This is a genomic window from Pseudomonas cucumis (assembly GCF_030687935.1).
Taxonomy (GTDB): domain Bacteria; phylum Pseudomonadota; class Gammaproteobacteria; order Pseudomonadales; family Pseudomonadaceae; genus Aquipseudomonas; species Aquipseudomonas cucumis.
The window spans coordinates 561797-586462 of record NZ_CP117454.1; the positions used below are offsets into that span (position 1 = coordinate 561797).

The window sequence follows — 24666 nt, forward strand, 5'->3', positions numbered from 1 at the left end:
GAGCCGACTCATGCAAAACCCGCTGAACCTGATCTGGATCGACCTGGAAATGACCGGTCTGAACCCTGATACCGACGTCATCATCGAGATGGCCACCATTGTCACCGACAGTGACCTGAACACCTTGGCCGAAGGTCCGGTGATCGCCATCCATCACAGCGACGAGATTCTCGCCGGCATGGACGAGTGGAATACCCGTCAACACGGCGGCTCGGGCCTGACCCAGCGGGTACGCGACAGCCGTATCAGCATGGCCGAAGCCGAAGCCCAGACCATCGCCTTCCTGGAGAAATGGGTGCCGAAGGGCAAGTCGCCGATCTGTGGCAACAGCATCTGCCAGGACCGTCGCTTCCTTTATACCCACATGAAATCCCTGGAAAGCTACTTCCACTACCGCAACCTCGACGTGTCGACCCTTAAAGAACTGGCCGCGCGCTGGGCACCGGACGTACGCGACAGCTTCAAAAAGGGCAGCACCCACCTGGCCCTGGACGACATCCGCGAATCGATCGCCGAGCTGCAGCACTACCGCAAGAATTTCATCAAGTTCTGATTCAGCGGGGCCTGCACTGGCCTCATCGCGGGCAAGCCCGCTCCCACAAGGTTGTTCGCCGACCCTGTGGGAGCGGGCTTGCCCGCGATAGCGTCCGCCCAGTCACCCTGTGATCGTGCGAGGTGAAAGTTCTTGGGTGCGCTCTTTTGGTGCTTCAGTGAAGTGAGTAGACTGCGCGCCTTCTTGTAAGGACCGCCACCATGTTGCTGATGCTCTACCTGATCGCCATTACTGCCGAAGCCATGACTGGCGCCCTGTCTGCGGGCCGTCGCGGCATGGACTGGTTTGGCGTGGTGCTGATCGCGTGCGTCACGGCGCTGGGTGGCGGTTCGGTGCGGGACGTGCTGCTCGGCCACTACCCGCTGACTTGGGTCAAACACCCGGAATACCTGGTGCTGACCTCCGTCGCGGCGATGCTGACGATCTTCATCGCCCGCTGGATGCGCCATCTGCGTTCGCTGTTTCTGGTGCTTGATGCCGTGGGTCTGGTGGCGTTCACCCTGATCGGCTGCATGACGGCCCTGGAAATGGGCCATGGCATGCTGGTGGCCTCGGTCAGCGGCGTGATCACCGGCGTATTTGGCGGCATTCTGCGGGACATTTTCTGCAACGACATTCCACTGATATTCCGTCGAGAGCTCTATGCCAGCGTCTCGTTTGCCGCGGCATGGTGCTATCTGCTCTGCATCTACCTGCAGTTACCCGGTGAACAGGCAATCCTGATCACCCTGTTCGGCGGCTTCCTGCTGCGCTTGCTGGCGATTCGTTTCCACTGGGAAATGCCCAAGTTCGTTTATAACGACGAAGCCTGACACGGTCTCTGTAGCAGCTGCCGAAGGCTGCGTTCGAGGCCGCAGGACTCGCTTTGCGCAATGACGACTGCTGCGCAGCCGAACGCAGCCTTCGGCAGCTGCTACAGGATGCCGTGTTGTTTCAGGGCCCATTCGACGTGTTCGCGCACCAGTTCCGACGGATAGTCCCGCCGTGCCTTCAGCGCTTCCAGCACCGGAATGCTCGACGGCGCATTACCCAGGCCGACCGCCAGATTGCGCAACCAACGCTCGTAACCGGCCCGACGTAATGGCGAACCTTCGGTACTGTTGAGGAATTTTTCTTCGTCCCACATGAACAGTTCAGCCAGTTCGGCGTTGTCCAGATTGTGCCTTGGTTTGAAATCGCTTTCCCCGGAAGGTCGGGCGAAGCGGTTCCACGGGCAGACGATCTGGCAGTCATCGCAACCGAACACCCGGTTACCGATCAATGGCCGCAAATCTTCGGGAATAGCGCTTTTCAGTTCGATGGTCAGGTACGAAATGCAGCGCCGGGCGTCCAGTACATACGGGCCGACGAAGGCGTTGGTCGGACAGATGTCCAGACAGGCGGTGCAGCGACCGCAGTGTTCGGTGGCGTGGGGCGGGTCGACCGGCAGCGGCAGGTCGACGAACAGTTCGCTGAGGAAGAAGTAGCTGCCGGCCTTGCGATTCAAGACCAGCGTGTTTTTGCCGATCCAGCCCAGGCCAGCCTGTTCTGCAATGGCTTTTTCCAGCACCGGGGCGCTGTCGACAAAGGCGCGATAGCCGAATGGGCCGATCACTGCCTGAATTTTTTCTGCCAGTTGCTGCACGCGCTTACGGATCAATTTGTGGTAATCGCGGCCCAAGGCATAACGCGAGACGTAGGCTTTTTCCGGTTCGGCCAGACGTTTGGCCATTTCGGTGTCGCCCGGCAGGTAGTCCATGCGCAGGGAAACGACCCGCAGGGTGCCCGGCACCAGCTCTTCCGGGTGCGAGCGTTTGCTGCCGTGGGCGCCCATGTAGTCCATTTCGCCGTGGTAGCCGGCCTCGAGCCAGCGTTCCAGGTGCTGCTCATGCTCGGCCAGGTCGAGGCCGCTGATGCCGACTTGCTGAAAGCCCAGCTCGCGGCCCCAGTCCTTGATGGATTGGGCGAGGGCGGGCAGGTCTGTGGTAATAGCGGGCATGAGACGAGAGAAACCGGAGCTGAGGTGCGTATAATTCTGCCAGACATCGGAGCCTGAAGACGCATGCCGCACACTAAAGATGAATTACCCGACGCGCTGTATAGCGCCGCGCAAGTCCGAGGGCTCGATGCAAGCCTGATCGCGGCCGGCACGCCGGGCTTCGAATTGATGCAGCGTGCGGCGCGGGCGACCTGGCGTGCGCTGGTCCGTCACTGGCCGACGGCGCACGAATTGAGCGTGGTAGCCGGCCACGGCAATAATGCGGGCGACGGTTACCTGGTGGCCGTGCTGGCCCGACGTGCCGGTTGGCACGTGCGGGTGCTGGCCGCCGGTGATCCCGGGCGTTTGCAGGGCGATGCCGCATCGGCCCATGCCGAGGCGGTAGCCGAAGGCGTCGCCATTCAAGACTGGAGCGTGCATTCAGAACTGCGTGGCATCGTGCTGGATGCCTTGTTCGGCACTGGCCTGACCGGTGAAGTGCGCGAGCCATACGCCAGTGTCATTGCCGCGATCAACGCCAGTGGGCTACCGGTTGCAGCGGTGGATATCCCCTCGGGGCTGTGTGCCGATACGGGCCGCATACTTGGCATTGCGGTTCGAGCGGACCTGACGGTGACGTTCATCGGTTTGAAGCTGGGTCTGTTCACCGGTGACGCTGCGGATGTGGTTGGCGATTTGGTATTCAATGATCTGCTAGCCGCCCCTGAGACGTTTATCGGGGCCACGGTCAGTGCTCGTCGCCTGACGGCCGGTAATGTGCCGCGTCTGACCGGTCGCGCTCCAACGTCCCACAAAGGCAAATTTGGCCACGTATTGCTGATCGGCGGTGATCGCGGTTTTGGTGGCGCCATTGTGCTCAGTGCACAAAGTGCTTTGCGCAGCGGTGCCGGGATGGTGTCCGTAGCCACCCGCAGCGAGCATGTTCCGGCTGTATTGGCACGATTACCTGAAGCGATGGTGCTCGGCACTTCGTCGGCCAATCAATTGATGGGGCTGCTTGAGAAGGCCACGGTGCTGGTCGTAGGCCCGGGGCTGGGGCAGGCCGCCTGGGGGCGCAGTCTGTTGTCGGCCGCGGCCAATGCGCCGCTGCCGCAAGTCTGGGATGCTGATGCGTTGAACCTGTTGGCCGAAGGTGGCGTGAGTTTGCCCGCAGGTTGTGTTATCACGCCGCACCCGGGCGAAGCAGCACGGTTGCTGGGGATATCGACGGCCGATGTTCAGGCCGACCGCCCGGCTGCTGCCCATGCATTGAGCAAAAAATATACAGCGGTGGTGATCCTCAAGGGCGCCGGCAGTTTGATCGCCAGCCCCGACGGGCGTCTGGCGTTGTGTCATCAGGGCCATCCGGCCATGGCATCTGCCGGTTTGGGCGATGTGCTGGCCGGGCTGGTCGGCGCCTTGCTCGCTCAGGGCATGGACGCGTATGACGCGGCATGCCTGGCGGTCTGGCTGCACGCCAATGCCGGCGCGCAACAAGGTGAATTCGGCCGTGGGCTGGCGGCCAGTGATCTGATACCAGCCATTCGTCAGTTGTTGGAGGAGCAAGCACCGTGTCTGAAGTAACCCTGTACCTGGCTGATGAAGAGGCGATGACCGCGTTTGGTGCGCGCATCGCACAAACCACTGAAGGGCACGGTCTGATTTTTCTCGAGGGAGATCTGGGCGCGGGGAAAACCACGCTGTCCCGGGGCATTATTCGTGGCCTGGGGCATGCGGGGGCGGTAAAAAGTCCCACCTTCACCCTGGTCGAGCCTTACGAGATTGGTGAGGTCCGCGCCTTCCATTTCGACCTGTATCGACTGGTCGATCCGGAGGAGCTGGAGTACCTCGGCATCCGCGACTATTTCGAAGACGATGCACTGTGCCTGATCGAATGGCCCCGGAACGGTGCAGGCTTTTTGCCAAAGCCCGACCTGACCATTACCATTAGCCCGCAAGACAGCGGGCGTTCGCTGAAAATTTTGCCCCAGGGCTCGCGTGGCGAGTCGTGGTGTGCCGCTTTGGCATTGGAATCCAATTAAATGATGGGGTTAGGTATGCGCTTTCGCGCGTTGGTTGCTGCCGTAGGATTGTTGTTTCTGGCGGTAACCGTCGACGCTGTGGCCGAGACAAAGGTCAACAGTGTTCGCCTGTGGCGGGCGCCGGACAACACGCGACTGGTGTTTGACCTGACAGGGCCTGTCCAGCACAGCGTTTTTACCCTGACCTCCCCGGATCGGCTGGTGATCGACATCAATGGCGCCTCTCTGGGATCGCCGCTGAACGTCAATACCTCGAACACGCCGATCACCGCTATGCGCTCGGCTCAGCGTACGCCGACCGATCTGCGAGTGGTCATCGACCTGAAAAAGGCCGTCACGCCGAAAAGTTTTACCTTGGCGCCCAACGCCCAATACGGTAATCGCTTGGTGGTCGATCTGTTCGATAACGCCGCCGACGCCGCGCCAATTCCTGTGCCGACTAACGTCGCGACCGTGGCCCCGGTACCGGTCACTCCAGTAGATCCGCCGGTGAAGTTGCCGCCCGCCCCGGCCGGCAAGCGCGACATCATTGTGGTGATCGACGCCGGCCACGGCGGCGAAGACCCTGGCGCCTCAGGCTCTCGCGGTCAGCGTGAAAAAGACGTGGTGTTGGCGATCGCCCGTGAACTGCAGCGTCAGGTCAATGGCATGAAAGGCTTCCGCGCCGAACTGACGCGTACCGGCGATTACTTCATTCCGTTGCGTGGCCGTACCGAAATCGCCCGCAAGAAGGGCGCCGATCTGTTCGTTTCGATCCACGCCGACGCCGCGCCTTCGGCCGCCGCGTTCGGTGCGTCGGTGTTCGCTTTGTCTGATCGTGGTGCTACGTCGGAGACCGCCCGTTGGCTGGCCGACAGCGAAAACCGTTCCGACTTGATCGGCGGTGCCGGCAATGTCAGCCTCGATGACAAGGACCGCATGCTGGCCGGCGTGCTGCTCGATTTGTCGATGACTGCTTCCTTGACGTCCAGCCTGAACGTTGGCCAGAAAGTCTTGAGCAACATCGGCCGTGTCACGCCGCTGCACAAACAGCGCGTGGAGCAAGCCGGGTTCATGGTGCTGAAGTCGCCGGACATCCCGTCGATCCTGGTGGAAACCGGTTTTATCTCCAACGCCAACGAAGCTTCCAAGCTTGCTGCAGCGAACCACCAGCAGGCGCTGGCGCGTTCTATCAGCAGCGGCGTGCGACAGTTCTTCCAGCAGAACCCACCGCCGGGCACCTACATTGCCTGGCTGCGTGACTCCGGCAAAATCGCCCAGGGCCCGCGTGACCATCGCGTGAACCCTGGCGAAACCCTGGCGATGATCGCTGTGCGTTATCAGGTGTCTCCGGCCACCTTGCGCAGCGTCAACAACCTCAAGAGCGACGAGCTGAAGATTGGTCAGACATTGACCATTCCCGGCACTGAACTGGCGGCCAAAGAATGAACCAGGTGCTGACCAACACTGCGCGCATCGAGCTGCTCAGCCCGCGGCTGGCGAACCAGATTGCCGCCGGTGAGGTGGTTGAGCGCCCGGCCTCGGTGATCAAGGAGTTGCTGGAGAACAGCCTCGACTCCGGCGCCAAACGCATCGATGTCGATGTTGAGCAGGGCGGCGTCAAGCTGCTGCGGGTGCGCGACGATGGCAGCGGCATTTCTGCCGATGACCTGCCCTTGGCCCTGGCCCGTCACGCCACCAGCAAGATTCGCAATCTGGAAGACCTTGAGCAGGTGATGAGCCTGGGGTTTCGTGGTGAAGCGCTGGCGTCCATCAGCTCCGTGGCGCGCCTGACCCTGACGTCCCGCACTCGCGATGCCGATCAGGCCTGGCAGGTGGAAACCGAAGGCCGGGACATGGCGCCTCGCGTGCAACCCGCGGCCCATCCGGTGGGGACTTCGGTGGAAGTGCGCGACTTGTTCTTTAATACCCCGGCGCGCCGTAAATTTCTCAAAACCGAAAAAACCGAATTCGATCACCTGCAAGAAGTGATCAAGCGTCTGGCACTGGCGCGGTTCGATGTGGCGTTCCATCTGCGCCACAACGGCAAAACCATCCTTAGCCTGCACGAAGCCCATGATGACGCGGCCCGCGCCCGGCGTGTGGCGGCGATCTGCGGGGCGGGGTTTCTGGAGCAGGCGCTGCCGATCGAAATCGAGCGCAATGGCCTGCATCTGTGGGGCTGGGTCGGGTTGCCGACCTTCAATCGCAGCCAGGCAGACTTGCAGTATTTCTTTGTGAATGGCCGCGCCGTGCGCGACAAACTGGTGGCTCACGCAGTGCGCCAGGCTTATCGCGATGTGCTGTTCAACGGTCGGCACCCGACGTTCGTACTGTTTTTCGAAGTCGATCCGGCGGGCGTCGACGTCAACGTGCACCCGACCAAGCACGAAGTGCGCTTCCGTGACGGGCGCATGGTTCACGATTTCCTCTATGGCACTTTGCATCGCGCGCTCGGCGATGTGCGGCCGGAAGATCATCTGGCCGCGCCTGTCGCGACGGCCATTGTCCGGCCGACCGGGCTCGACGCCGGTGAGTTCGGTCCGCAGGGCGAAATGCGTCTGGCGGCCAATGCGCTGTTGGAACAGCCTCAGGCCCAACCTTCCTTTAATACGACGGCGGGCTCCGGCGCTGGTGCCGGTTATCAGTATCAGTACACGCCGCGGCCTCAGTCCGGCATACCCGTCGCCGAAGCTCAAGCGGCCTACCGCGAGTTTTTCGCGCCATTGCCCGAAGCCAATGCGGTCGCGCTGCCGGCTGGGCAGGATGACATCCCGCCATTGGGTTACGCGCTGGCGCAGCTCAAGGGCATCTATATTCTTTCGGAAAACGCTCAAGGCCTGGTGCTGGTGGACATGCACGCCGCCCACGAGAGGATCATGTACGAACGCCTGAAAATCGCCATGGCCAGCGAAGGCTTGAGCGGCCAGCCGCTGTTGGTGCCGGAGTCTCTGGCGGTCAGTCAGCGCGAAGCCGATTGTGCCGAAGAACACGTCGCGTGGTTCCAGCGGCTGGGCTTTGAGTTGCAGCGTCTTGGCCCGGAATCGCTGGCGATCCGGCAAATCCCGGCGTTGTTGAAACAGGCGGAAGCCAATCGATTGGTCAGTGACGTTCTGGCGGATTTGATGGAATACGGCACCAGCGACCGGATTCAGGCACACCTGAACGAACTGCTCGGCACCATGGCCTGCCACGGCGCGATTCGTGCGAATCGGCGTCTGGCCTTGCCGGAAATGAACGGTCTGCTGCGGGACATGGAAAACACCGAACGCAGCGGTCAATGCAACCACGGCCGACCGACCTGGACCCAATTGGGCCTGGACGATCTGGACAAACTGTTTTTGCGCGGTCGCTGATGAGCCAGCTCCCTCCTGCGATTTTCCTGATGGGGCCGACGGCTGCCGGCAAGACCGACCTGGCCATTGAACTCACCAAGGTCCTGCCCTGCGAACTGATCAGCGTCGATTCGGCGCTGGTTTACCGTGGCATGGACATTGGCACTGCCAAGCCTTCCAAAGAAATTCTGGCCGAATTCCCACATCGCCTGATCGATATTCTCGACCCAGCCGAAAGTTATTCGGCTGCGGATTTTCGTCGTGATGCGCTCGAGGCCATGGCGGAGATCACCGCGCGGGGAAAAATTCCGCTGCTGGTAGGCGGCACAATGCTCTACTACAAGGCTTTGCTCGAAGGTCTGGCCGACATGCCGGCGGCCGATCCGGACGTGCGCGCGCAAATCGAAGAAGAGGCTGCACGCCTTGGCTGGCAGGCCCTGCATGATCAATTGGCGGTCATCGATCCGCAATCTGCAGCGCGAATTCATCCGAACGATCCACAGCGCCTCAGTCGCGCGCTGGAAGTTTATCGCGTCAGTGGTCAGAGCATGACTGAGCTACGCTTGCGACAATCTGCGCAAAGTACTGAAGCAGCCGCTTCGGGACTGCAACAATTGCCCTATACTGTCGCGAACTTGGCTATCGCCCCGGCAAATCGCCAGGTACTGCACGAGCGTATTAAACAAAGATTCACAAATATGTTGGAACAGGGATTCATCGATGAGGTCGTAGCCCTGCGAGATAGAGGTGACCTGCATTCGGGGATGCCGTCTATACGTGCTGTAGGTTATCGACAAGTCTGGGATTACCTGGATGGCAAGCTGACGCAAGCCGAGATGCAGGAGCGTGGAATCATTGCCACGCGCCAATTGGCAAAGCGCCAGTTCACCTGGCTGCGCAGTTGGGCTGATTTACACTGGTTGGACAGCCTCGATTGCGACAATCTGCCGCGCGCCTTGAAATACCTTGGGACCATCTCCATATTGAGCTGAGTCCTTGCAATTGCCGTCTATCCTTGGGGGTGTGACGGCCCCAAGCCATCTGTTTACCTATTTTTTATATTGAATCCTTAAAGGAGTGCGGCACATGTCAAAAGGGCATTCGCTACAAGACCCTTACTTGAATACTTTACGTAAAGAGAAAGTGGGGGTTTCCATCTACCTGGTCAACGGGATCAAACTGCAAGGCACGATCGAGTCTTTCGACCAGTTCGTTATTCTGCTGAAAAACACCGTTAGCCAAATGGTTTACAAACACGCTATCTCTACAGTGGTGCCGGTTCGTCCAATTCGTCTGCCTAGCGCAACCGAATCCGAAACAGGTGACGCTGAGCCAGGTAACGCCTGATAGGAGTCTCCTTTGTTCTTTGAGCGCCACGGTGGTGGTGAGCGAGCAATTCTCGTTCACTTGGATGGTCAGGACCCTGAGGCGCGCGAAGATCCGCAGGAGTTTCAGGAGTTGGCAATTTCGGCAGGCGCCGAGACCGTCGCGTTTTTTAACGTGCCGCGTCATCGGCCAACCGCCAAAACCCTGATTAGCAGTGGCAAGGTCGAAGAATTACGCGATCTGGTCAGCGCCGAACAGGTCGATCTGGTGATTTTCAATCACATCCTCACGCCCAGTCAGGAACGTAACCTCGAACGCATTTTCGAGTGTCGCGTGATTGACCGCACGGGTTTGATTCTCGATATCTTCGCCCAACGCGCCCGCACCCATGAAGGCAAGCTCCAGGTCGAACTGGCCCAGCTTGAACACATGAGTACGCGGCTGGTTCGTGGCTGGACTCACCTTGAGCGGCAGAAGGGCGGTATCGGTCTGCGCGGCCCGGGTGAAACCCAGCTGGAAACCGACCGGCGCCTGTTGCGGGTTCGCCTGCGGCAGATCAAGGGGCGCCTGGAAAAAGTCCGCAGCCAGCGTGAGCAATCCCGTCGCGGGCGCAAACGTGCTGATATTCCGACGGTTTCACTGGTGGGTTATACCAACGCCGGCAAATCGACGCTGTTCAACTCGGTCACCGATTCCGACGTCTTCGCCGCCGACCAGTTGTTCGCTACCCTCGACCCGACCTTGCGCCGGCTCGAACTCGATGACCTCGGGCCGATCGTGCTGGCCGACACTGTGGGCTTTATTCGTCACTTGCCGCACAAACTGGTCGAGGCATTTCGGGCTACGCTCGAAGAGTCGAGCAACTCCGATCTGCTGCTACATGTGATCGATGCGCATGAGCCTGAGCGGATGGCACAGATTGAGCAGGTCATGGTGGTGCTCGGAGAGATCGGGGCACAAGACTTGCCGATCCTTGAGGTATACAACAAACTCGATTTGCTCGAGGGTGTTGAGCCTCAGATCCAGCGCGATGCCGATGGCAAGCCGCAACGGGTCTGGTTGTCGGCCAAGGACGGTACCGGCCTGAACCTGCTCAAGCAGGCTGTGGCCGAACTGTTAGGCAGTGATTTGTTTGTTGGCACCTTGCGCTTGCCGCAACGTTTTGCTCGACTGCGTGCGCAGTTTTTCGAACTCGGTGCGGTGCAAAAAGAAGAACACGACGAAGAAGGCATCAGCTTGCTGGCCGTTCGCTTGCCACGGATCGAATTGAATCGACTCGTGAGCCGCGAAGGTCTGCAACCGATGGAATTCATCGAGCAACACACTTTGCAATAAAAGCCTGAGAAAGCGGTTGTGCCGCGGTGGCAGGCATTCTGTAGCATTGGTCGGCGCGCCGTGGGTGCGTCTTTGCTTTATCAGATGGAGAGCGCTATGGCTTGGAATGAGCCGGGTGGCAACTCGAATAATCAGGATCCTTGGGGTGGCAAGCGCCGCAATAACGGCGACCGCAAGGGACCACCGGATCTCGACGAGGCCTTCCGAAAGCTGCAGGAAAGCCTGAACGGGTTGTTCGGTGGTGGTAAAAAACGCGGTGACGAGGGCGGCGGTTCGGGCAAGAGTGGTGGCTTCGGCGGCCTGCTCGGCATCGGCCTGGTCGTGCTGGCGGCTGTGTGGTTGTACAGCGCTGTCTATGTAGTCGACGAGCAGGAGCAAGCCGTAGTGCTGCGCTTCGGCAAATACTATGAAACCGTCGGCCCGGGCCTGAACATCTATTTCCCGCCGATCGATCGCAAGTACATGGAAAACGTCACGCGTGAGCGTGCCTATACCAAGCAGGGTCAAATGCTGACTGAAGACGAAAACATCGTCGAAGTGCCGCTGACCGTGCAGTACAAGATCAGCAACCTGCAGGACTTCGTGCTGAACGTCGATCAGCCGGAAATCAGCCTGCAACATGCGACCGACAGTGCCTTGCGGCACGTGGTGGGTTCTACCGCCATGGATCAGGTGCTGACCGAAGGTCGTGAATTGATGGCCAGCGAAATCAAGGAGCGTCTGCAACGTTTCCTCGATACCTATCGCACCGGTATCACCGTCACCCAGGTCAACGTACAGAGCGCAGCTGCACCGCGTGAAGTTCAGGAAGCCTTTGATGACGTGATCCGCGCCCGTGAAGACGAGCAGCGTTCGCGCAACCAGGCTGAAACCTACGCCAACGGCGTCGTGCCGGAAGCCCGTGGTCAGGCCCAGCGCATCCTTGAGGATGCCAACGGTTACCGCGACGAAACCGTCTCCCGCGCCAAGGGTGAGGCTGATCGCTTCACCAAACTGGTCGCCGAGTATCGCAAGGCCCCTGAAGTCACCCGCCAGCGTCTGTACCTGGACACCATGCAGGAAATCTTCAGCAACACCAGCAAGGTTCTCGTGACCGGCAACAAGGATGGCCAGAACAATCTGCTGTACTTGCCGCTGGACAAGATGATCGACAGTGGTCGTAGCCCCGGCGCTCCGGTGACCGGTGCGGCAGCCAGCAGCAATGAAGTGAATGCGCGTGCGGCAGCTGATCTGCAGCAACAGCAAGCACGTACCAGGGAGAGTCGCTGATGAGCAATAAATCGCTGATCGCCCTTATTATCGGCGTCGTCGTGGCGATCGTTGCCTGGAACTGCTTCTACATCGTGGCTCAGACCGAGCGCGCGGTGATGCTGCAGTTCGGTCGCGTGGTCCAGGCCGATGTTCAGCCGGGCCTGCATGTGAAAGTGCCTTACGTGAACAAGGTGCGCAAATTCGACGCGCGCCTGATGACACTGGATGCACCGACACAACGCTTCCTGACGCTGGAAAAGAAAGCCGTAATGGTCGATGCCTACGCCAAGTGGCGCGTGAAAGATGCCGAGCGCTTCTACACCGCGACTTCCGGCCTCAAGCAGATTGCCGACGAGCGTCTTTCCCGTCGTCTGGAATCGGGCCTGCGTGACCAGTTCGGTAAGCGCACCCTGCACGAAGTGGTGTCCGGTGAGCGTGATGCGCTGATGGCTGACATCACCAATTCGCTGAACAAGATGGCGGAAAAAGAGCTGGGCATCGAAGTTGTCGATGTCCGGGTCAAAACCATCGACCTGCCGAAGGAAGTGAACCGCAGTGTGTTCGAGCGTATGAGCACCGAGCGTGAGCGTGAAGCTCGCGAGCACCGCGCCAAGGGTAACGAGCTGGCTGAAGGCATCCGTGCCGACGCTGACCGTCAGCGCCGCGTGTTGCTGGCTGAAGCCTATCGTGAATCTGAAGAGGTTCGCGGTGACGGTGACGCCCAGGCTGCTGCGATCTACTCCAAGGCATACGGTCAGGATCAGGAGTTCTACGCGTTCTACCGTAGCCTGCGTGCCTACCGTGAAAGCTTCGCGAACAAATCCGACGTCATGGTCCTGGACCCGGGCAGCGACTTCTTCCGTTACCTGGAAAAAGCCAAGCCTTGATACGGCGTTGACCTGAATCATCCCCGCCTGGCGGCTAAAACCTCGGGCGGGGTGATCCTTTGGGAAAACGTGTGTATGATGCGGCAGCCGGGAAATTCCCGGCTTTTTTGCGTCTGCACGTTTGATTGATGTTTGTATGCAGGCGCCCGAGTTGAATGACTCGACAGGTTTTTCGAGGAAAGTGGTTGGCGAAGCCGGTTTTCAGGCTTTTCGCCCCGTTGTCCATGCGCGCGGTTTGTGCGCATGGGCCGATCATTTTCTGCTTCACTCAAGGCTCGCCCAAAGGCTTGTCGCCCGGATCATAGGGGAATGGCGTAATGGCAACGGTAGACCGCTGGCTGCTGCCAGATGGCATCGAAGAAGTACTGCCACCAGAAGCTGCGCGCATCGAAGTAGCGCGTCGCCAGGTGTTGGATCTGTTCCAGAGCTGGGGTTACGAGTTTGTCGTGACTCCCCATATCGAGTACCTGGAATCCCTGCTGACCGGCGCGGGCTCGGACCTCGATCTGCGTACCTTCAAGGTCATCGACCCGCAGTCGGGCCGGCAGATGGGATTCCGTGCCGACATCACGCCGCAAGTGGCGCGCATCGATGCGCACACCCTGCGTCGCGAAGGCCCGAGCCGCCTGTGTTATGCCGGTAGCGTGCTGCATGCTCAGCCGCGTGCCTTGTCGTCCTCGCGCAGCCCGATTCAACTGGGCGCCGAGTTGTACGGCGATGCCAGCCCGAGCAGCGACGTGGAAGTCATCAGCCTGATGCTGGCCATGCTGCAACTGGCCGATGTGCCGGATGTGCACATGGACCTCGGTCATGTCGGCATCTACCGCGGCCTGGCCCGCGCCGCCGGTTTGTCCGGTGAAGTCGAGCAACAGTTGTTCGATGCGTTGCAACGTAAAGCCATCGACGAGGTCATTACCTTGACCGAAGGCCTGCCTGCCGATCTGTCGGGCATGCTGCGGGCGCTGGTCGATCTGTGTGGTGGTCGTGAAGTGTTGAGTGCAGCGCGTGAGCGTCTGGCCAATGCGCCGGCACCCGTGCTGGCGGCCCTGGACGATTTGCTGGCGATTGCCGAGCGTCTATCCACGCGTTTCCCGGAATTACCGCTGTATTTCGACCTGGGCGAGTTGCGCGGCTACCACTACCACACCGGTGTGGTGTTCGCGGTGTTCGTACCGGGTGTCGGCCAGTCCATTGCTCAGGGCGGTCGTTACGACGACATTGGCGCCGACTTCGGTCGCGCCCGTCCGGCGACCGGTTTCTCTACCGATTTGAAAACCCTGGTGACCCTGGGGCGTGCTGAAATCGAGCTACCGTCTGGCGGTATCTGGATGCCTGACAGTACGGATGCAGCACTCTGGCAGCAGGTTTGCCAGTTGCGCAGTGAGGGTCAGCGTGTCGTTCAGGCATTGCCTGGGCAACTTTTGGCCGCCGCCCGTGAAGCGGACTGCGACCGGCAATTGATTCAGCAGAACGGGCTTTGGCAAGTATTGCCGCTGGCTTCTTGAGTTTTCCTGCCGGCCGCCGCCGGCACCAAGTTTGCGCGAATGAGGACAAGTGTTATGGGTAAGAATGTCGTAGTCCTGGGCACCCAATGGGGTGATGAGGGCAAAGGCAAGATCGTTGATCTGCTGACCGAACATGCTGCCGCCGTAGTGCGCTACCAAGGTGGCCACAACGCTGGCCACACCCTGGTGATCGACGGCGAAAAAACCGTCTTGCACCTGATCCCGTCGGGCGTGCTGCGCGAAGGCGTTCAGTGCCTGATCGGTAATGGCGTGGTGGTTGCACCCGACGCCCTGCTGCGGGAAATCATCAAGCTGGAAGAGAAAGGCGTACCGGTGCGCGAGCGCCTGCGTATCAGCCCGTCCTGCCCGCTGATCCTGTCCTACCACGTAGCGCTGGACCAGGCCCGTGAAAAGGCCCGTGGCGAGCTGAAGATCGGTACTACCGGTCGCGGCATCGGCCCGGCTTACGAAGACAAGGTTGCCCGTCGCGGTCTGCGCATCGGTGACCTGTTCCACCGCGAGCGTTTCGCTGCCAAGCTGGGCGAGTTGCTGGACTACCACAACTTCGTACTGGTCAATTACTACAAAGAGCCAGCAATCGACTTCCAGAAGACACTCGACGAGTGCATGGAATACGCCGAGCTGCTCAAGCCGATGATGCTCGACGTCACCGCTGAACTGCACGAGCTGCGTCGCGCTGGCAAAGACATCATGTTCGAAGGCGCCCAAGGCTCCCTGCTGGACATCGACCACGGCACCTACCCGTACGTCACCAGCTCCAACACCACCGCAGGCGGCATCGCCACCGGTTCGGGTTTTGGCCCGATGTACCTGGATTACATCCTCGGCATCACCAAGGCTTACACCACTCGTGTGGGTTCGGGTCCGTTCCCGACTGAGCTGTTCGACGACGTCGGTGCTTTCCTGGCCAAGCGTGGCCACGAGTTCGGTGCTACCACCGGCCGTGCCCGTCGTTGTGGCTGGTTCGACGCCGTCATCCTGCGTCGCGCCATCGACGTCAACAGCATTTCGGGCCTGTGCCTGACCAAGCTGGACGTACTGGACGGTCTGGAAACCATCAACATCTGCGTGGGCTACAAGAACCAGGATGGTGCAGTGATCGACGCACCGACTGACGCCGACAGCTACATCGGCCTGGAGCCGGTGTATGAGCAAATGCCAGGCTGGACCGAATCCACCGTCGGTGCCAAGACCCTGGAAGAGCTGCCTCAGGCTGCACGCAACTACATCAAACGCGTTGAAGAGTTGGTCGGTGCGCCGATCGACATTATTTCGACGGGCCCGGACCGCAACGAAACCATCGTTCTGCGTCACCCGTTCGCTTAATAAGTCGTTGATGTAAAACACGAAGGCCCCTTAATTGGGGCCTTTGTCGTTTATGCCTGTCGAACGGCATGACCTTTGCTGGGAACATTGAAAAAGCATCGTTTCTGACGTGCCATCAATTTGATGGCGTCAAAGCAGAGGGATTTTCAGTGTCGGCCGTTCTCTCACTGTTACAAAGCCGTCTCTTGCGGCCCGTGTTCGTTACCCTTGGTATCGCCCTTTTGGTGCAGGTGCTGGTCGCTGTCGCGCTGACCCGGAGCACAGTGACTGCGCTGGAAGCTGATTTGGGTGCGCGGTTGGACGCCGACAGCCAAAAGCTCTCTGGTGAACTTGAGCAAGCCGGGCGTGAAGTCACGTCGAGCCTGGATAACCTGTCTACCAGTACCCGTCAGCGCCTGACAGCCGGGCTGTCTTCTCGTCTGAAGGACGAGCAGGCACAACTGCGTACGACGCTGGAGAAGGACCTGAAGGATTCGGCCAATGACATGGCGCAGCTTCTGGCCTCGGTCGCACCCCGCGCCATGTGGGACAGCGACATTCCTACCCTGTCCGAATTCGCTCGCCGTGCTCAGCGCAATCCCAATGTGTTGTTCGTGGTCTACGACGACGCCACGGGCCAGCACTTGACGCGCTATCTCAACCGGGAGAACCCGATCAACAAGGCGCTTCTGGAAAAAGGCCAGGGCGAGCGGGCGCTCGACAAAGTTCTGGATGCGGCGAAGAACGATCCGTCGGTCTACTACCTTGAAGCCTCGATCAACCCTAATGGGGTGGAGATTGGCAAGGTTTTGATGGGGGTCTCGACCGCTTCCGTGGAAACCGATCTGGCGGCGCTGGACAAGCGCTTCTCGGCGCTGATCGCCAGCAGCGATCAACTGGTGGGTGACAGCCTCAAAGGCGCAGCGGCTGACAGCGCAACGGCGATGCGCGGGCGTCTGCAATCGGCGCAGTCCACCGCCACTGAAATGAAAGCCAATACCACCGGTGCCGTGCAGGAAGCTGCCGGGACTTTGCGCTGGCGCATCGGCATGGGCCTGGCGGTGGTGGGTTTTGGTGTGCTGCTGTTGCTGGCGGTGGTGCTGGGTCGTCGAGTAGTCAATCGCTTGAAGCTGCTGATCGCCGCCATGGATGACCTGGCTGCAGGTGAGGGCGATCTGACCAAACGTGTGCAGATCAATAGCCAGGATGAGATTGGCGACATGGCCTCGGCGGTCAATCGCTTTGTGGATAAGTTGCAGCCGATCGTGCGGGAGGCGGGCGATGTGGCCCAGCGTACCGGCGTGGAAATCGGCGCCATGACCTTGCGCAATGCCGGTGCGGATGCTGCGGCGGGCATGCAGCGCGATGAGGTGGCCGAAAGCTTGCGCGCGTTGTCGCAAATGGCTGACGAAGCTCAGTCTGAAAGCCACGCCATGCAGGCCGCTTTGCAGCAGGTGGTGGGCATTCGCCAGGCCACGGATGAAAACACTCGGACCTCGGCGAAAGTCGGCAGCCTGATCGAAGCGTTGGCCGGACAAGTCGACACCGGCGCGAAAGTCATCGAGCGCCTGGCGCAGCAGAGTGAGCAGATTGAAGTGGTGTTGACGGTGATTCACGGGATCGCCGAACAAACCAACTTGCTGGCGTTGAACGCCGCCATTGAGGCGGCGCGCGCCGGCGAGACCGGTCGCGGATTTGCTGTGGTGGCGGATGAGGTGCGGGCACTGGCGAGCAAGACCCAAAGCTCAACCGGCGACATTCAGGCGCACATCGTTGCGTTGCAGCAGGGCGCGCGCGAGGCCGTCGCGGCAATCGGGCAGGCCGGACGTCAGGCCAGCGAAGGTTTGCTGGTGTTGCGCGACAGTGCGCGGTTACAGCAGTCGGTGCAGGCGTCGGTCGAGCAGGTGCATGCGGCGATCGGTCTGGCGACCCAGGCCGCGGCGCATCAGGCGCAAGGTGCGCAGGCAGTGCGTGGACGGGTTGAGACCATTCATGCTCAGGCTGAAAAGGCTGCTCAGGCGGTGGTGGAGACTACGGCGAGTGGCAAGGTGCTGGATGGTTTGGCGGCGCAGTTGAAGGCGAGTCTGGGGCAGTTCAGGGCTTAAGTTTTGTATTGTTTGTGCGGACGCCATCGCGGGCAAGCCCGCTCCCACGGGATTTGTGTCGTACACAAATTTTGTATATGACCGCTCCCCCTGTGGGAGCGGGCTTGCCCGCGATAGCGATCTCAGCGGCTCAAATACATCCGGGTTGTTAACAGGTACACCGGCAACCCTGACACCACAATCAACAACGCCGCATATGGCGCCGCCGCCCCAAATTCCACATTCGCGGTATGCGCCCAGACTTCCGTCGCCAACGTATTGAGCCCGGTCGGACTCAGCAACAGCGTTGCTGTCAGCTCCTTCATCGCATCCAGAAACACCAGCGCAAACGCTGCCCCCAAGGCTGGGAAGATTATCGGCAACGTCACCCGACAAAACGCGCTGAAGGACGACGCTCCCAGGGTGCGTGCAGCCTCTTCCAGTTGCGGTGCTGCCTTGTTCAGCGCGATACGAATCGGCGCTTGAGCCAGCGGCAGAAACAACAGCGCATAAGCAATGAGCAACAGCGCCGAGGTCTGATACAGCACCGGCACATAATGCAGGGCGAAATACACCAGGGTCAGCGCGATCACCAATCCCGGCAGCGCATGCAGCAGATACGGCAAGCGCTTGGCCCAGATTGCCAGTCGGCCTTTATGGCGCACCACCAGCAACCCCACCGGTGCCGCCAGCACGAGGCACAGCGCTGCGCCACCAAGCGACAGCGCCAAGGAAGACAACAGCGCCTCGCTGATAGCCGCCACCGGAAATGCTGCCGATGAACCAGCCGCCAGCCAATACATAAGCATCCCCAGCGGAATGCCGCTGCCGATGATCGCCAGTGCCAAGCAATAAAGTTGTCCTGCGCCAGACCAATGCCCCAGGTGAACCTGTTCCGCATGCCGCGCCGCGCCCTGGCCGGTGCGCACATGTCGGCCCTTGCCACGCACGCGTAGCTCCAGCCATAGCAACATTAGACACAGCGCCAACAGCACCGCCGAAAGCATCGCTGCGTTAGCGTTGCTGAATTCCAGCTCGAACTGTTGGTAGATCGCTGTCGTGAAAGTCTGCAAGCCGATGATCGACAGCGCGCCGAACTCCACCAGCATGTGCAGCGCAATCAGCAGCGAACCGGCCAGCAGTGACGGCCAGAGCAAGGGCAGGGTGATTTTGAAGAATACGCCCCACCGATTTTGCCCCAGGGTTCGTGCTGACTCCTCCAGGGACGGATCGAGATTGCGCAGGGTTGCCGCCACCGGCAGAAAAATCAGCGGGTATTTGGACAGGGTCATCACCAGGATCGCCCCGCCCAGCCCTTCGAAGTGAGCGCTCAGAGAGACCCAGGTGAAGCTGCTGACAAACGCCGGCACCGCGAATGGTAGGCACAGGATCACGCCCCACAGCCGTCGACCCGGCAGATTGCTGCGTTCCAGCAACCAGGCGAGCGACAGGCCGATTACGCCGCAGGCCAGCGTGACGCCCGCCATCAGCGCCAGCGTATTACGCAGCAGGCCAAACACGTAGGGTCGCCACAACAGATGCAGCGCCTCGGCCCAGCCTGCTTGCCAGGTCTTGAGGCCGACATAAGCCAGTGGCAACAGACTGAGCACCACCAGCAGCAAAACCGGCAGCAACAACCAGATCGAAGGCCGCTTGCGCCGTGGCACGTAGCCGCCGCCCAAGGCGGTGGCAGACAACGATGCGCTCATCAGTTCAAGCCAACGTCACGTTCCAGGTCCAGGGCTTCTTCGGCGTTGCCGAGGTCGGCGGGCGTGACTTTCGGCGCTTGCAGTTCGCTGAACGGCTTGAGGTCGCGATCCGATGCCATGCCTTTGTGCAGCGGGTATTCGGCGGTGGTCTGGGTGATCACGCGCTGACCTTCTTCGCTGGCCATGTAGGCGAGCAATTGCTGGGCTTCTTTTGGATGCTTGCTGGATTTCAACACCGCAGCGCTGGAGACGGTGATCAACCCGCCGACGTCGCCGCCGGTGAAATAATGCAGTTTCGAATCGAGCTGGCCTTTTTCGCGCTGCAGGGCGAACCAGTAGTAATTGTTCACCAGCACGGTCGCGACTTCACCGTTTTCCACAGCCTTCAGTGCGACCATGTTGTTGCTGTAGGTCTTGCCGAAAGCGCGCAGGCCGGTGAGCCATTCTTCGGCAGCATCCATGCCATGCACTTTGATGATTGCTACGGCTTGCTCCTGGAATGCGCCACTGGTTGGAACGAAACCGACCTTGCCTTGCCATTTCGGATCGGAGAATTCCATTACCGATTTTGGCAGGTCTTTTTCATCGATCAACTTGGGATTGAACGCAACAACGCGGACCCGCGCAGTGATACCGATCCAGGTGCCGTTGCCGGCAACGTAGTCCTCGGGCAGAACGGCGAGGGTGGCGGCGTCGGTTTTCGCCAGCAGGCCTTGTTCGCCGAGTTTGTTCAGCGGTGGGGATTCTTCGGTGTAGATCACGTCGGCGGGGGAGCGATCACCTTCTTCGACGATCTGGCTGGCGAGCTGGTTGCTGCTGCCCTTGCGCACGTTGACGTGAATGCCGGTCTTGGCTTCGAAGGCTTTGGCGACGGCGTCGCCGACTTCCTTGTGTTGGCCGTTATAGAGAGTCAGGGAAAACGGATCGGCGGCTTGGGTGAGGGGAGTGGCGAGTGTCAGGCCGAGCAGGGTAATGGTCAGGCCGCGGCGCAGGGTATTTCGAAGCATCATTCGCAGGGTTCCTCACTGTCGCATTGCAAAAACTTGTAACAATGATAAACGATATTGTTTCTCATGTGCGTCTTGCAGGGCTGGCATGGTGTTGCTAGATGGCTGGCGCGGGCTCTTGTAGCAGCTGGCGAAGCCTGCGTTCGGCTGCGAAGCAGTCGTGAGTTCAGGCGATGCGGTGTTTCAGGAAGACCATGCACTCAGGTTTTGCGACTGCTTCGCAGCCGAACGCAGGCTTCGCCAGCTGCTACGGGACTCATGAGTTTGTGGTGTGGGAATGGCTCTCTTTTTTTTAAAGCCAGAAACGCAAAAACCCGCTTTCGCGGGTTTCTGTGAAATTCAAGATTGTGACCTTGAATTTGAATTGGTGCCCAGAAGAAGACTCGAACTTCCACGACCTTGCGGTCACCAGCACCTGAAGCTGGCGTGTCTACCAATTTCACCATCTGGGCATAATCGCAAGCGTTGCCGCTGTTGATGTGGCGCACTATACGGAGAGCATTTTGATCTGTAAACCCCTGATTTAATTTTAATAAACCAGAAGCCTGAAATGCAAAAACCCGCTTTCGCGGGTTTTGTGTGAGCCTTGAAATTGTTCTAATCTCAAGCTCGAAATTGGTGCCCAGAAGAAGACTCGAACTTCCACGACCTTGCGGTCACCAGCACCTGAAGCTGGCGTGTCTACCAATTTCACCATCTGGGCAGTATCGGCAGCGCGTGTGCGTCGTCGATGGCGCGCACTATACGGAGCGTCTTTTTAACTGTAAACCCCCGACATCGAAAAAACCTGGAAAATTTCTCCAGTGGTATTCAAATCAGCTTTGCGATGTCGATAAAGGGCTTTAGATGGGCTGTCATAGCCTGAAATTTCCCGTTTCATTACGCCTATGCCAAACTAACCCGCATATAGACAAGGTGAAAACTCTCTAATGGCCGATTGGCAGTCCCTCGATCCCGAGGCCGCTCGTGAAGCGGAAAAATATGAAAACCCTATTCCTAGCCGCGAACTGATCCTTCAGCACCTTGCTGATCGAGGTTCGCCTGCTAACCGCGAGCAGCTGGTCGAAGAGTTTGGTCTGACCACAGAAGACCAGATCGAAGCCCTGCGTCGCCGCCTGCGCGCCATGGAGCGCGACGCTCAACTCATCTATACCCGTCGCGGCACTTATGCGCCGGTGGACAAGCTCGACCTGATCCTGGGCCGCATCAGCGGTCACCGTGACGGCTTTGGCTTCCTGGTCCCGGACGACGGCAGTGACGACCTGTTCATGAGCCCGGCGCAAATGCGCCTGGTGTTCGACGGCGACCGTGCCCTGGCCCGTGTTTCCGGCCTCGACCGTCGCGGTCGCCGCGAAGGCATGATCGTTGAAGTGGTGTCCCGTGCCCACGAGACCATCGTCGGTCGTTACTTCGAAGAGGGCGGTATCGGTTTTGTGGTCGCGGACAATCCGAAGATCCAGCAAGAAGTGCTGGTGACTCCGGGCCGCAACGCCAACGCCCAGATCGGTCAGTTCGTCGAAGTGAAGATCACTCACTGGCCGACGCCACGCTTCCAGCCGCAAGGCGACGTGGTCGAAGTCGTGGGTAACTACATGGCGCCGGGCATGGAAATCGATGTCGCCCTGCGCACCTACGATATTCCTCACGTCTGGCCAGAAGCGGTGCTCAAAGAAGCCGCCAAGCTCAAGCCGGAAGTCGAAGAGAAGGACAAAGAGAAGCGCATTGACCTGCGCCATCTGCCGTTCGTGACTATCGATGGCGAAGATGCACGGGACTTCGATGACGCGGTCTACTGCGAAGCCAAGCCGGGCAAACTGCGCCTGTTCTCCGGTGGCTGGAAGTTGTACGTGGCGATCGCCGACGTTTCCAGCTACGTGAAAATCGGTTCAGCGCTGGATAACGAATCCCAGGTGCGTGGCAACTCGGTGTACTTCCCCGAGCGTGTCGTGCCGATGCTGCCTGAGCAATTGTCCAACGGCCTGTGCTCGCTGAACCCGCACGTCGATCGTCTGGCCATGGTCTGCGAGATGACTATCTCCAAATCCGGCGAGATGACCGACTACTGCTTCTACGAAGCGGTAATTCACTCCCACGCTCGCCTGACCTATAACAAGGTCAGCGCCATGCTGGAGACGCCGAAAGCCACCGAAGCGCGTCAGCTTCGTGGTGAATACACCGACGTCCTGCCGCACCTCAAGCAGTTGTATGCGCTGTACAAGGTTCTGCTGGCGGCCCGTCACGTGCGCGGCGCGATCGATTTCGAAACGCAGGAAACCCGGATCATCTTCGGTTCCGAGCGCAAGATTGCCGAAATCCGTCCGACCGTTCGCAACGACGCCCACAAGCTGATCGAGGAATGCATGCTGGCGGCCAACGTGGCCACCGCCGAATTCCTGAAAAAGCACGAAATCCCTGCGTTGTACCGCGTCCACGACGGCCCGCCACCGGAGCGTCTGGAAAAACTGCGCGCCTTCCTTGGCGAGCTCGGCCTGTCCCTGCACAAAGGCAAGGACGGTCCGTCGCCGAAGGATTACCAGGCTTTGCTGGCAAGCATCAAGGACCGTCCGGATTTCCATCTGATCCAGACCGTCATGCTGCGTTCGTTGAGCCAGGCGGTGTACAGCGCCGATAATCAGGGCCACTTCGGCCTGAATTACGAAGCCTATACCCACTTCACTTCGCCGATTCGCCGCTACCCGGACTTGCTCACGCACCGGGCGATCCGCAGCGTCATCCATTCGAAAATGGACACCCCGCACGTTCGCCGTGCCGGCGCGATGATCATTCCAAAAGCGCGCATCTACCCGTACGACGAAGCGATCCTGGAGCAACTCGGCGAGCAGTGCTCGATGAGCGAACGCCGTGCCGACGAAGCGACCCGCGACGTGGTGAACTGGCTCAAGTGCGAGTTCATGAAAGACCGTGTGGGCGAATCGTTCCCGGGTGTGATCACCGCCGTGACCGGTTTCGGCCTGTTCGTCGAGCTGACCGATATCTACGTCGAAGGCCTGGTGCACGTCACCGCGCTGCCGGGCGATTACTACCACTTCGATCCTGTACACCACCGCCTCGCCGGTGAGCGTACCGGTCGCAGCTTCCGCCTTGGCGATACCGTTGAAGTGCGCGTCATGCGCGTCGACCTCGACGAGCGCAAGATTGACTTCGAGATGGCTGAAAAAACCATCAGCGCGCCGATTGGTCGCAAAAAACGTGGAATTGAAACCGCTGCTCCGGCCGCCAAAACAGCTGTGGAGTCGGCACCGGCGAAAACCGGTCGTCGTCCTGCCAAGGAAAAGGCTGTCGAAGCCTATCGTCCGAGTGATGCAGCGGCAAAAAATGCCGAGTTGCGCAAAAGTCGTGAACTGAAACAGGCGTTGTTGTCTGAAGCGAAAAGCGGCGGTAAAGCGGCGTCTGGGGGAAAGACCGGGCGGTCGGCGCCTGACAAGGCCTCCGGCGGCAAGCCAGCAAAACCGAGCAAACACCGTAAAGGCCCGCCAAAAGCGGGTTCCGCTCCAGCCGCCAGAAGCGGCGGGGCGCGTAAACCTAAGGCCAAGTCATGAGTCAGTTGGAAAAAATCTATGGCGTGCACGCTGTAGAAGCGTTGCTGCGTCATCACCCAAAACGCGTCAAGCAGATCTGGCTGGCTGAAGGCCGCAGTGATCCGCGGGTGCAGACGCTGATCGCACTCGCTGCCGAAAATCGCGTAGCGGTCGGCCAGGCTGAGCGTCGTGAGCTGGATGCGTGGGTAGAAGGCGTGCACCAGGGCGTGGTCGCGGACGTGAGTCCGAGTCAGGTCTGGGGCGAAGCGATGCTCGACGAATTGCTCGATCGTACCGAAGGCGCGCCACTGTTGCTGGTGCTCGACGGCGTGACCGATCCGCACAACCTCGGCGCTTGTCTGCGTTCGGCCGATGCGGCCGGCGCGCTGGCGGTGATCGTGCCAAAGGACAAGTCAGCCACCCTGACCCCGACGGTGCGTAAAGTCGCCTGTGGCGCGGCGGAAGTAATTCCGTTGGTAGCCGTGACCAACCTGGCGCGCACCCTGGAAAAACTCAAACAGCGTGGCTTGTGGGTCGTCGGTACGGCGGGCGAGGCTGAGCAGGAGCTGTATCAGCAAGACCTGACCGGCCCGACCATCCTGATCATGGGCGCGGAGGGCAGCGGCATGCGCCGCCTGACTCGTGATCTTTGCGACTACCTGGTGCGTCTGCCGATGGCGGGCAGTGTCAGCAGTCTCAACGTTTCGGTAGCGACTGGCGTTTGCCTGTTCGAGGCCCTGCGCCAGCGCGGCGTCAAAGCTGCCGGGACCGCCAAAAAGTAATGATCCGGTTGTAATCCCTGTGGGAGCGAGCCTGCTCGCGATAGGGGAA

The 24666-nt window shown here is 60.0% G+C and carries 19 protein-coding genes and 2 tRNA genes; 16 read left to right on the top strand and 5 right to left on the bottom strand.

Annotated elements, in window-relative coordinates; translation table 11 throughout:
- The first annotated feature begins 10 nt into the window (after positions 1 to 10).
- A complete protein-coding gene (gene orn / locus PSH97_RS02425; protein WP_305447960.1) occupies positions 11 to 553 on the top strand; it encodes an oligoribonuclease in 543 nt (180 codons plus the stop codon).
- 200 nt (positions 554 to 753) lie between these two features.
- A complete protein-coding gene (locus tag PSH97_RS02430; RefSeq protein WP_030128339.1) occupies positions 754 to 1365 on the top strand; it encodes a trimeric intracellular cation channel family protein in 612 nt (203 codons plus the stop codon).
- 101 nt (positions 1366 to 1466) lie between these two features.
- Here the strand turns inward: PSH97_RS02430 and queG are convergent, their stop codons facing one another.
- A complete protein-coding gene (gene queG / locus PSH97_RS02435; protein WP_305447961.1) occupies positions 1467 to 2531 on the bottom strand; it encodes a tRNA epoxyqueuosine(34) reductase QueG in 1065 nt (354 codons plus the stop codon).
- Positions 2532 to 2594: 63 nt separating this feature from the next.
- Here queG and PSH97_RS02440 point away from each other — a divergent pair, with 63 nt between their 5' ends.
- The 12 genes from PSH97_RS02440 to PSH97_RS02495 all read left to right on the top strand — a co-directional run bounded on the left by PSH97_RS02440 (position 2595) and on the right by PSH97_RS02495 (position 17601).
- Positions 2595 to 4094 carry an NAD(P)H-hydrate dehydratase gene (locus PSH97_RS02440; RefSeq protein WP_305447962.1) on the top strand — a complete coding sequence of 500 codons (1500 nt, stop codon included), beginning with the start codon at positions 2595 to 2597 and terminating at the stop codon, positions 4092 to 4094.
- Positions 4082 to 4552, top strand: a complete 471-nt coding sequence (tsaE, locus tag PSH97_RS02445; RefSeq protein ID WP_305447963.1) for a tRNA (adenosine(37)-N6)-threonylcarbamoyltransferase complex ATPase subunit type 1 TsaE — start codon at positions 4082 to 4084, stop codon at positions 4550 to 4552. The genes PSH97_RS02440 and tsaE overlap by 13 nt, the downstream gene beginning before the upstream one ends.
- Entirely contained in the window at positions 4553 to 5980 is a 1428-nt protein-coding gene (locus tag PSH97_RS02450) for an N-acetylmuramoyl-L-alanine amidase (protein WP_305447964.1), read from the top strand.
- On the top strand, positions 5977 to 7887 hold the full coding sequence (gene mutL, locus PSH97_RS02455) for a DNA mismatch repair endonuclease MutL (protein WP_405046557.1): 1911 nt from the start codon (positions 5977 to 5979) through the stop codon (positions 7885 to 7887). The genes PSH97_RS02450 and mutL overlap by 4 nt, the downstream gene beginning before the upstream one ends.
- Positions 7887 to 8858 carry a tRNA (adenosine(37)-N6)-dimethylallyltransferase MiaA gene (gene miaA, locus PSH97_RS02460; protein ID WP_305447965.1) on the top strand — a complete coding sequence of 324 codons (972 nt, stop codon included), beginning with the start codon at positions 7887 to 7889 and terminating at the stop codon, positions 8856 to 8858. Before mutL ends, miaA begins: the two co-directional genes overlap by 1 nt.
- 94 nt (positions 8859 to 8952) lie before the next feature.
- Positions 8953 to 9213, top strand: coding sequence for an RNA chaperone Hfq (hfq, locus tag PSH97_RS02465; RefSeq protein ID WP_030128332.1), 261 nt, complete (start codon positions 8953 to 8955; stop codon positions 9211 to 9213).
- A gap of 12 nt (positions 9214 to 9225) precedes the next feature.
- Positions 9226 to 10527 carry a ribosome rescue GTPase HflX gene (gene hflX, locus PSH97_RS02470; RefSeq protein WP_305447966.1) on the top strand — a complete coding sequence of 434 codons (1302 nt, stop codon included), beginning with the start codon at positions 9226 to 9228 and terminating at the stop codon, positions 10525 to 10527.
- A 96-nt stretch (positions 10528 to 10623) separates the two neighbouring features.
- Positions 10624 to 11796: an FtsH protease activity modulator HflK gene (hflK, locus tag PSH97_RS02475; protein ID WP_038978711.1), complete on the top strand. Its 1173-nt coding sequence runs from the start codon at positions 10624 to 10626 to the stop codon at positions 11794 to 11796.
- On the top strand, positions 11796 to 12665 hold the full coding sequence (gene hflC, locus PSH97_RS02480; protein ID WP_038978712.1) for a protease modulator HflC: 870 nt from the start codon (positions 11796 to 11798) through the stop codon (positions 12663 to 12665). The genes hflK and hflC overlap by 1 nt, the downstream gene beginning before the upstream one ends.
- Before the next feature lie 317 nt (positions 12666 to 12982).
- On the top strand, positions 12983 to 14170 hold the full coding sequence (locus PSH97_RS02485) for an ATP phosphoribosyltransferase regulatory subunit (RefSeq protein WP_007902665.1): 1188 nt from the start codon (positions 12983 to 12985) through the stop codon (positions 14168 to 14170).
- 54 nt (positions 14171 to 14224) lie between these two features.
- A complete protein-coding gene (locus tag PSH97_RS02490; RefSeq protein ID WP_201189510.1) occupies positions 14225 to 15517 on the top strand; it encodes an adenylosuccinate synthase in 1293 nt (430 codons plus the stop codon).
- 149 nt (positions 15518 to 15666) lie between these two features.
- Positions 15667 to 17601, top strand: coding sequence for a methyl-accepting chemotaxis protein (locus PSH97_RS02495; protein WP_305447967.1), 1935 nt, complete (start codon positions 15667 to 15669; stop codon positions 17599 to 17601).
- A gap of 122 nt (positions 17602 to 17723) precedes the next feature.
- On the opposite strand, the gene PSH97_RS02500 is transcribed toward PSH97_RS02495, so the two are convergent.
- From PSH97_RS02500 to PSH97_RS02515, 4 genes are all read right to left on the bottom strand, one after another.
- A complete protein-coding gene (locus tag PSH97_RS02500; protein WP_305447968.1) occupies positions 17724 to 19289 on the bottom strand; it encodes an ABC transporter permease in 1566 nt (521 codons plus the stop codon).
- Positions 19289 to 20299, bottom strand: a complete 1011-nt coding sequence (locus PSH97_RS02505) for an iron ABC transporter substrate-binding protein (RefSeq protein WP_305447969.1) — start codon at positions 20297 to 20299, stop codon at positions 19289 to 19291. Before PSH97_RS02505 ends, PSH97_RS02500 begins: the two co-directional genes overlap by 1 nt.
- 362 nt (positions 20300 to 20661) lie before the next feature.
- A tRNA-Leu gene (locus PSH97_RS02510) sits at positions 20662 to 20748 on the bottom strand.
- 164 nt (positions 20749 to 20912) lie between these two features.
- A tRNA-Leu gene (locus PSH97_RS02515) sits at positions 20913 to 20999 on the bottom strand.
- Positions 21000 to 21225: 226 nt separating this feature from the next.
- On the opposite strand from PSH97_RS02515, the gene rnr reads away from it, so the two are divergent.
- Both rnr and rlmB read left to right on the top strand, forming a co-directional pair.
- Positions 21226 to 23856 (top strand): ribonuclease R, encoded by a 2631-nt coding sequence (gene rnr / locus PSH97_RS02520; protein ID WP_305447970.1) that lies wholly within the window; start codon positions 21226 to 21228, stop codon positions 23854 to 23856.
- Positions 23853 to 24617: a 23S rRNA (guanosine(2251)-2'-O)-methyltransferase RlmB gene (gene rlmB, locus PSH97_RS02525; RefSeq protein ID WP_305447971.1), complete on the top strand. Its 765-nt coding sequence runs from the start codon at positions 23853 to 23855 to the stop codon at positions 24615 to 24617. Before rnr ends, rlmB begins: the two co-directional genes overlap by 4 nt.
- Positions 24618 to 24666: the final 49 nt, after the last annotated feature.

Excerpts from the sequence above, each read along its gene's own strand:
- orn (WP_305447960.1), top strand. The coding sequence starts at position 11 with ATGCAAAACCCGCTGAACCTGATCTGGATCGACCTGGAAATGACCGGT.
- PSH97_RS02430 (WP_030128339.1), top strand. The coding sequence starts at position 754 with ATGTTGCTGATGCTCTACCTGATCGCCATTACTGCCGAAGCCATGACT.
- queG (WP_305447961.1), bottom strand. The coding sequence starts at position 2,531 with ATGCCCGCTATTACCACAGACCTGCCCGCCCTCGCCCAATCCATCAAG.
- PSH97_RS02440 (WP_305447962.1), top strand. The coding sequence starts at position 2,595 with ATGCCGCACACTAAAGATGAATTACCCGACGCGCTGTATAGCGCCGCG.
- PSH97_RS02450 (WP_305447964.1), top strand. The coding sequence starts at position 4,553 with ATGATGGGGTTAGGTATGCGCTTTCGCGCGTTGGTTGCTGCCGTAGGA.
- mutL (WP_405046557.1), top strand. The coding sequence starts at position 5,977 with ATGAACCAGGTGCTGACCAACACTGCGCGCATCGAGCTGCTCAGCCCG.
- miaA (WP_305447965.1), top strand. The coding sequence starts at position 7,887 with ATGAGCCAGCTCCCTCCTGCGATTTTCCTGATGGGGCCGACGGCTGCC.
- hfq (WP_030128332.1), top strand. The coding sequence starts at position 8,953 with ATGTCAAAAGGGCATTCGCTACAAGACCCTTACTTGAATACTTTACGT.
- hflK (WP_038978711.1), top strand. The coding sequence starts at position 10,624 with ATGGCTTGGAATGAGCCGGGTGGCAACTCGAATAATCAGGATCCTTGG.
- hflC (WP_038978712.1), top strand. The coding sequence starts at position 11,796 with ATGAGCAATAAATCGCTGATCGCCCTTATTATCGGCGTCGTCGTGGCG.
- PSH97_RS02485 (WP_007902665.1), top strand. The coding sequence starts at position 12,983 with ATGGCAACGGTAGACCGCTGGCTGCTGCCAGATGGCATCGAAGAAGTA.
- PSH97_RS02490 (WP_201189510.1), top strand. The coding sequence starts at position 14,225 with ATGGGTAAGAATGTCGTAGTCCTGGGCACCCAATGGGGTGATGAGGGC.
- PSH97_RS02500 (WP_305447968.1), bottom strand. The coding sequence starts at position 19,289 with ATGAGCGCATCGTTGTCTGCCACCGCCTTGGGCGGCGGCTACGTGCCA.
- PSH97_RS02505 (WP_305447969.1), bottom strand. The coding sequence starts at position 20,299 with ATGATGCTTCGAAATACCCTGCGCCGCGGCCTGACCATTACCCTGCTC.
- rnr (WP_305447970.1), top strand. The coding sequence starts at position 21,226 with ATGGCCGATTGGCAGTCCCTCGATCCCGAGGCCGCTCGTGAAGCGGAA.
- rlmB (WP_305447971.1), top strand. The coding sequence starts at position 23,853 with ATGAGTCAGTTGGAAAAAATCTATGGCGTGCACGCTGTAGAAGCGTTG.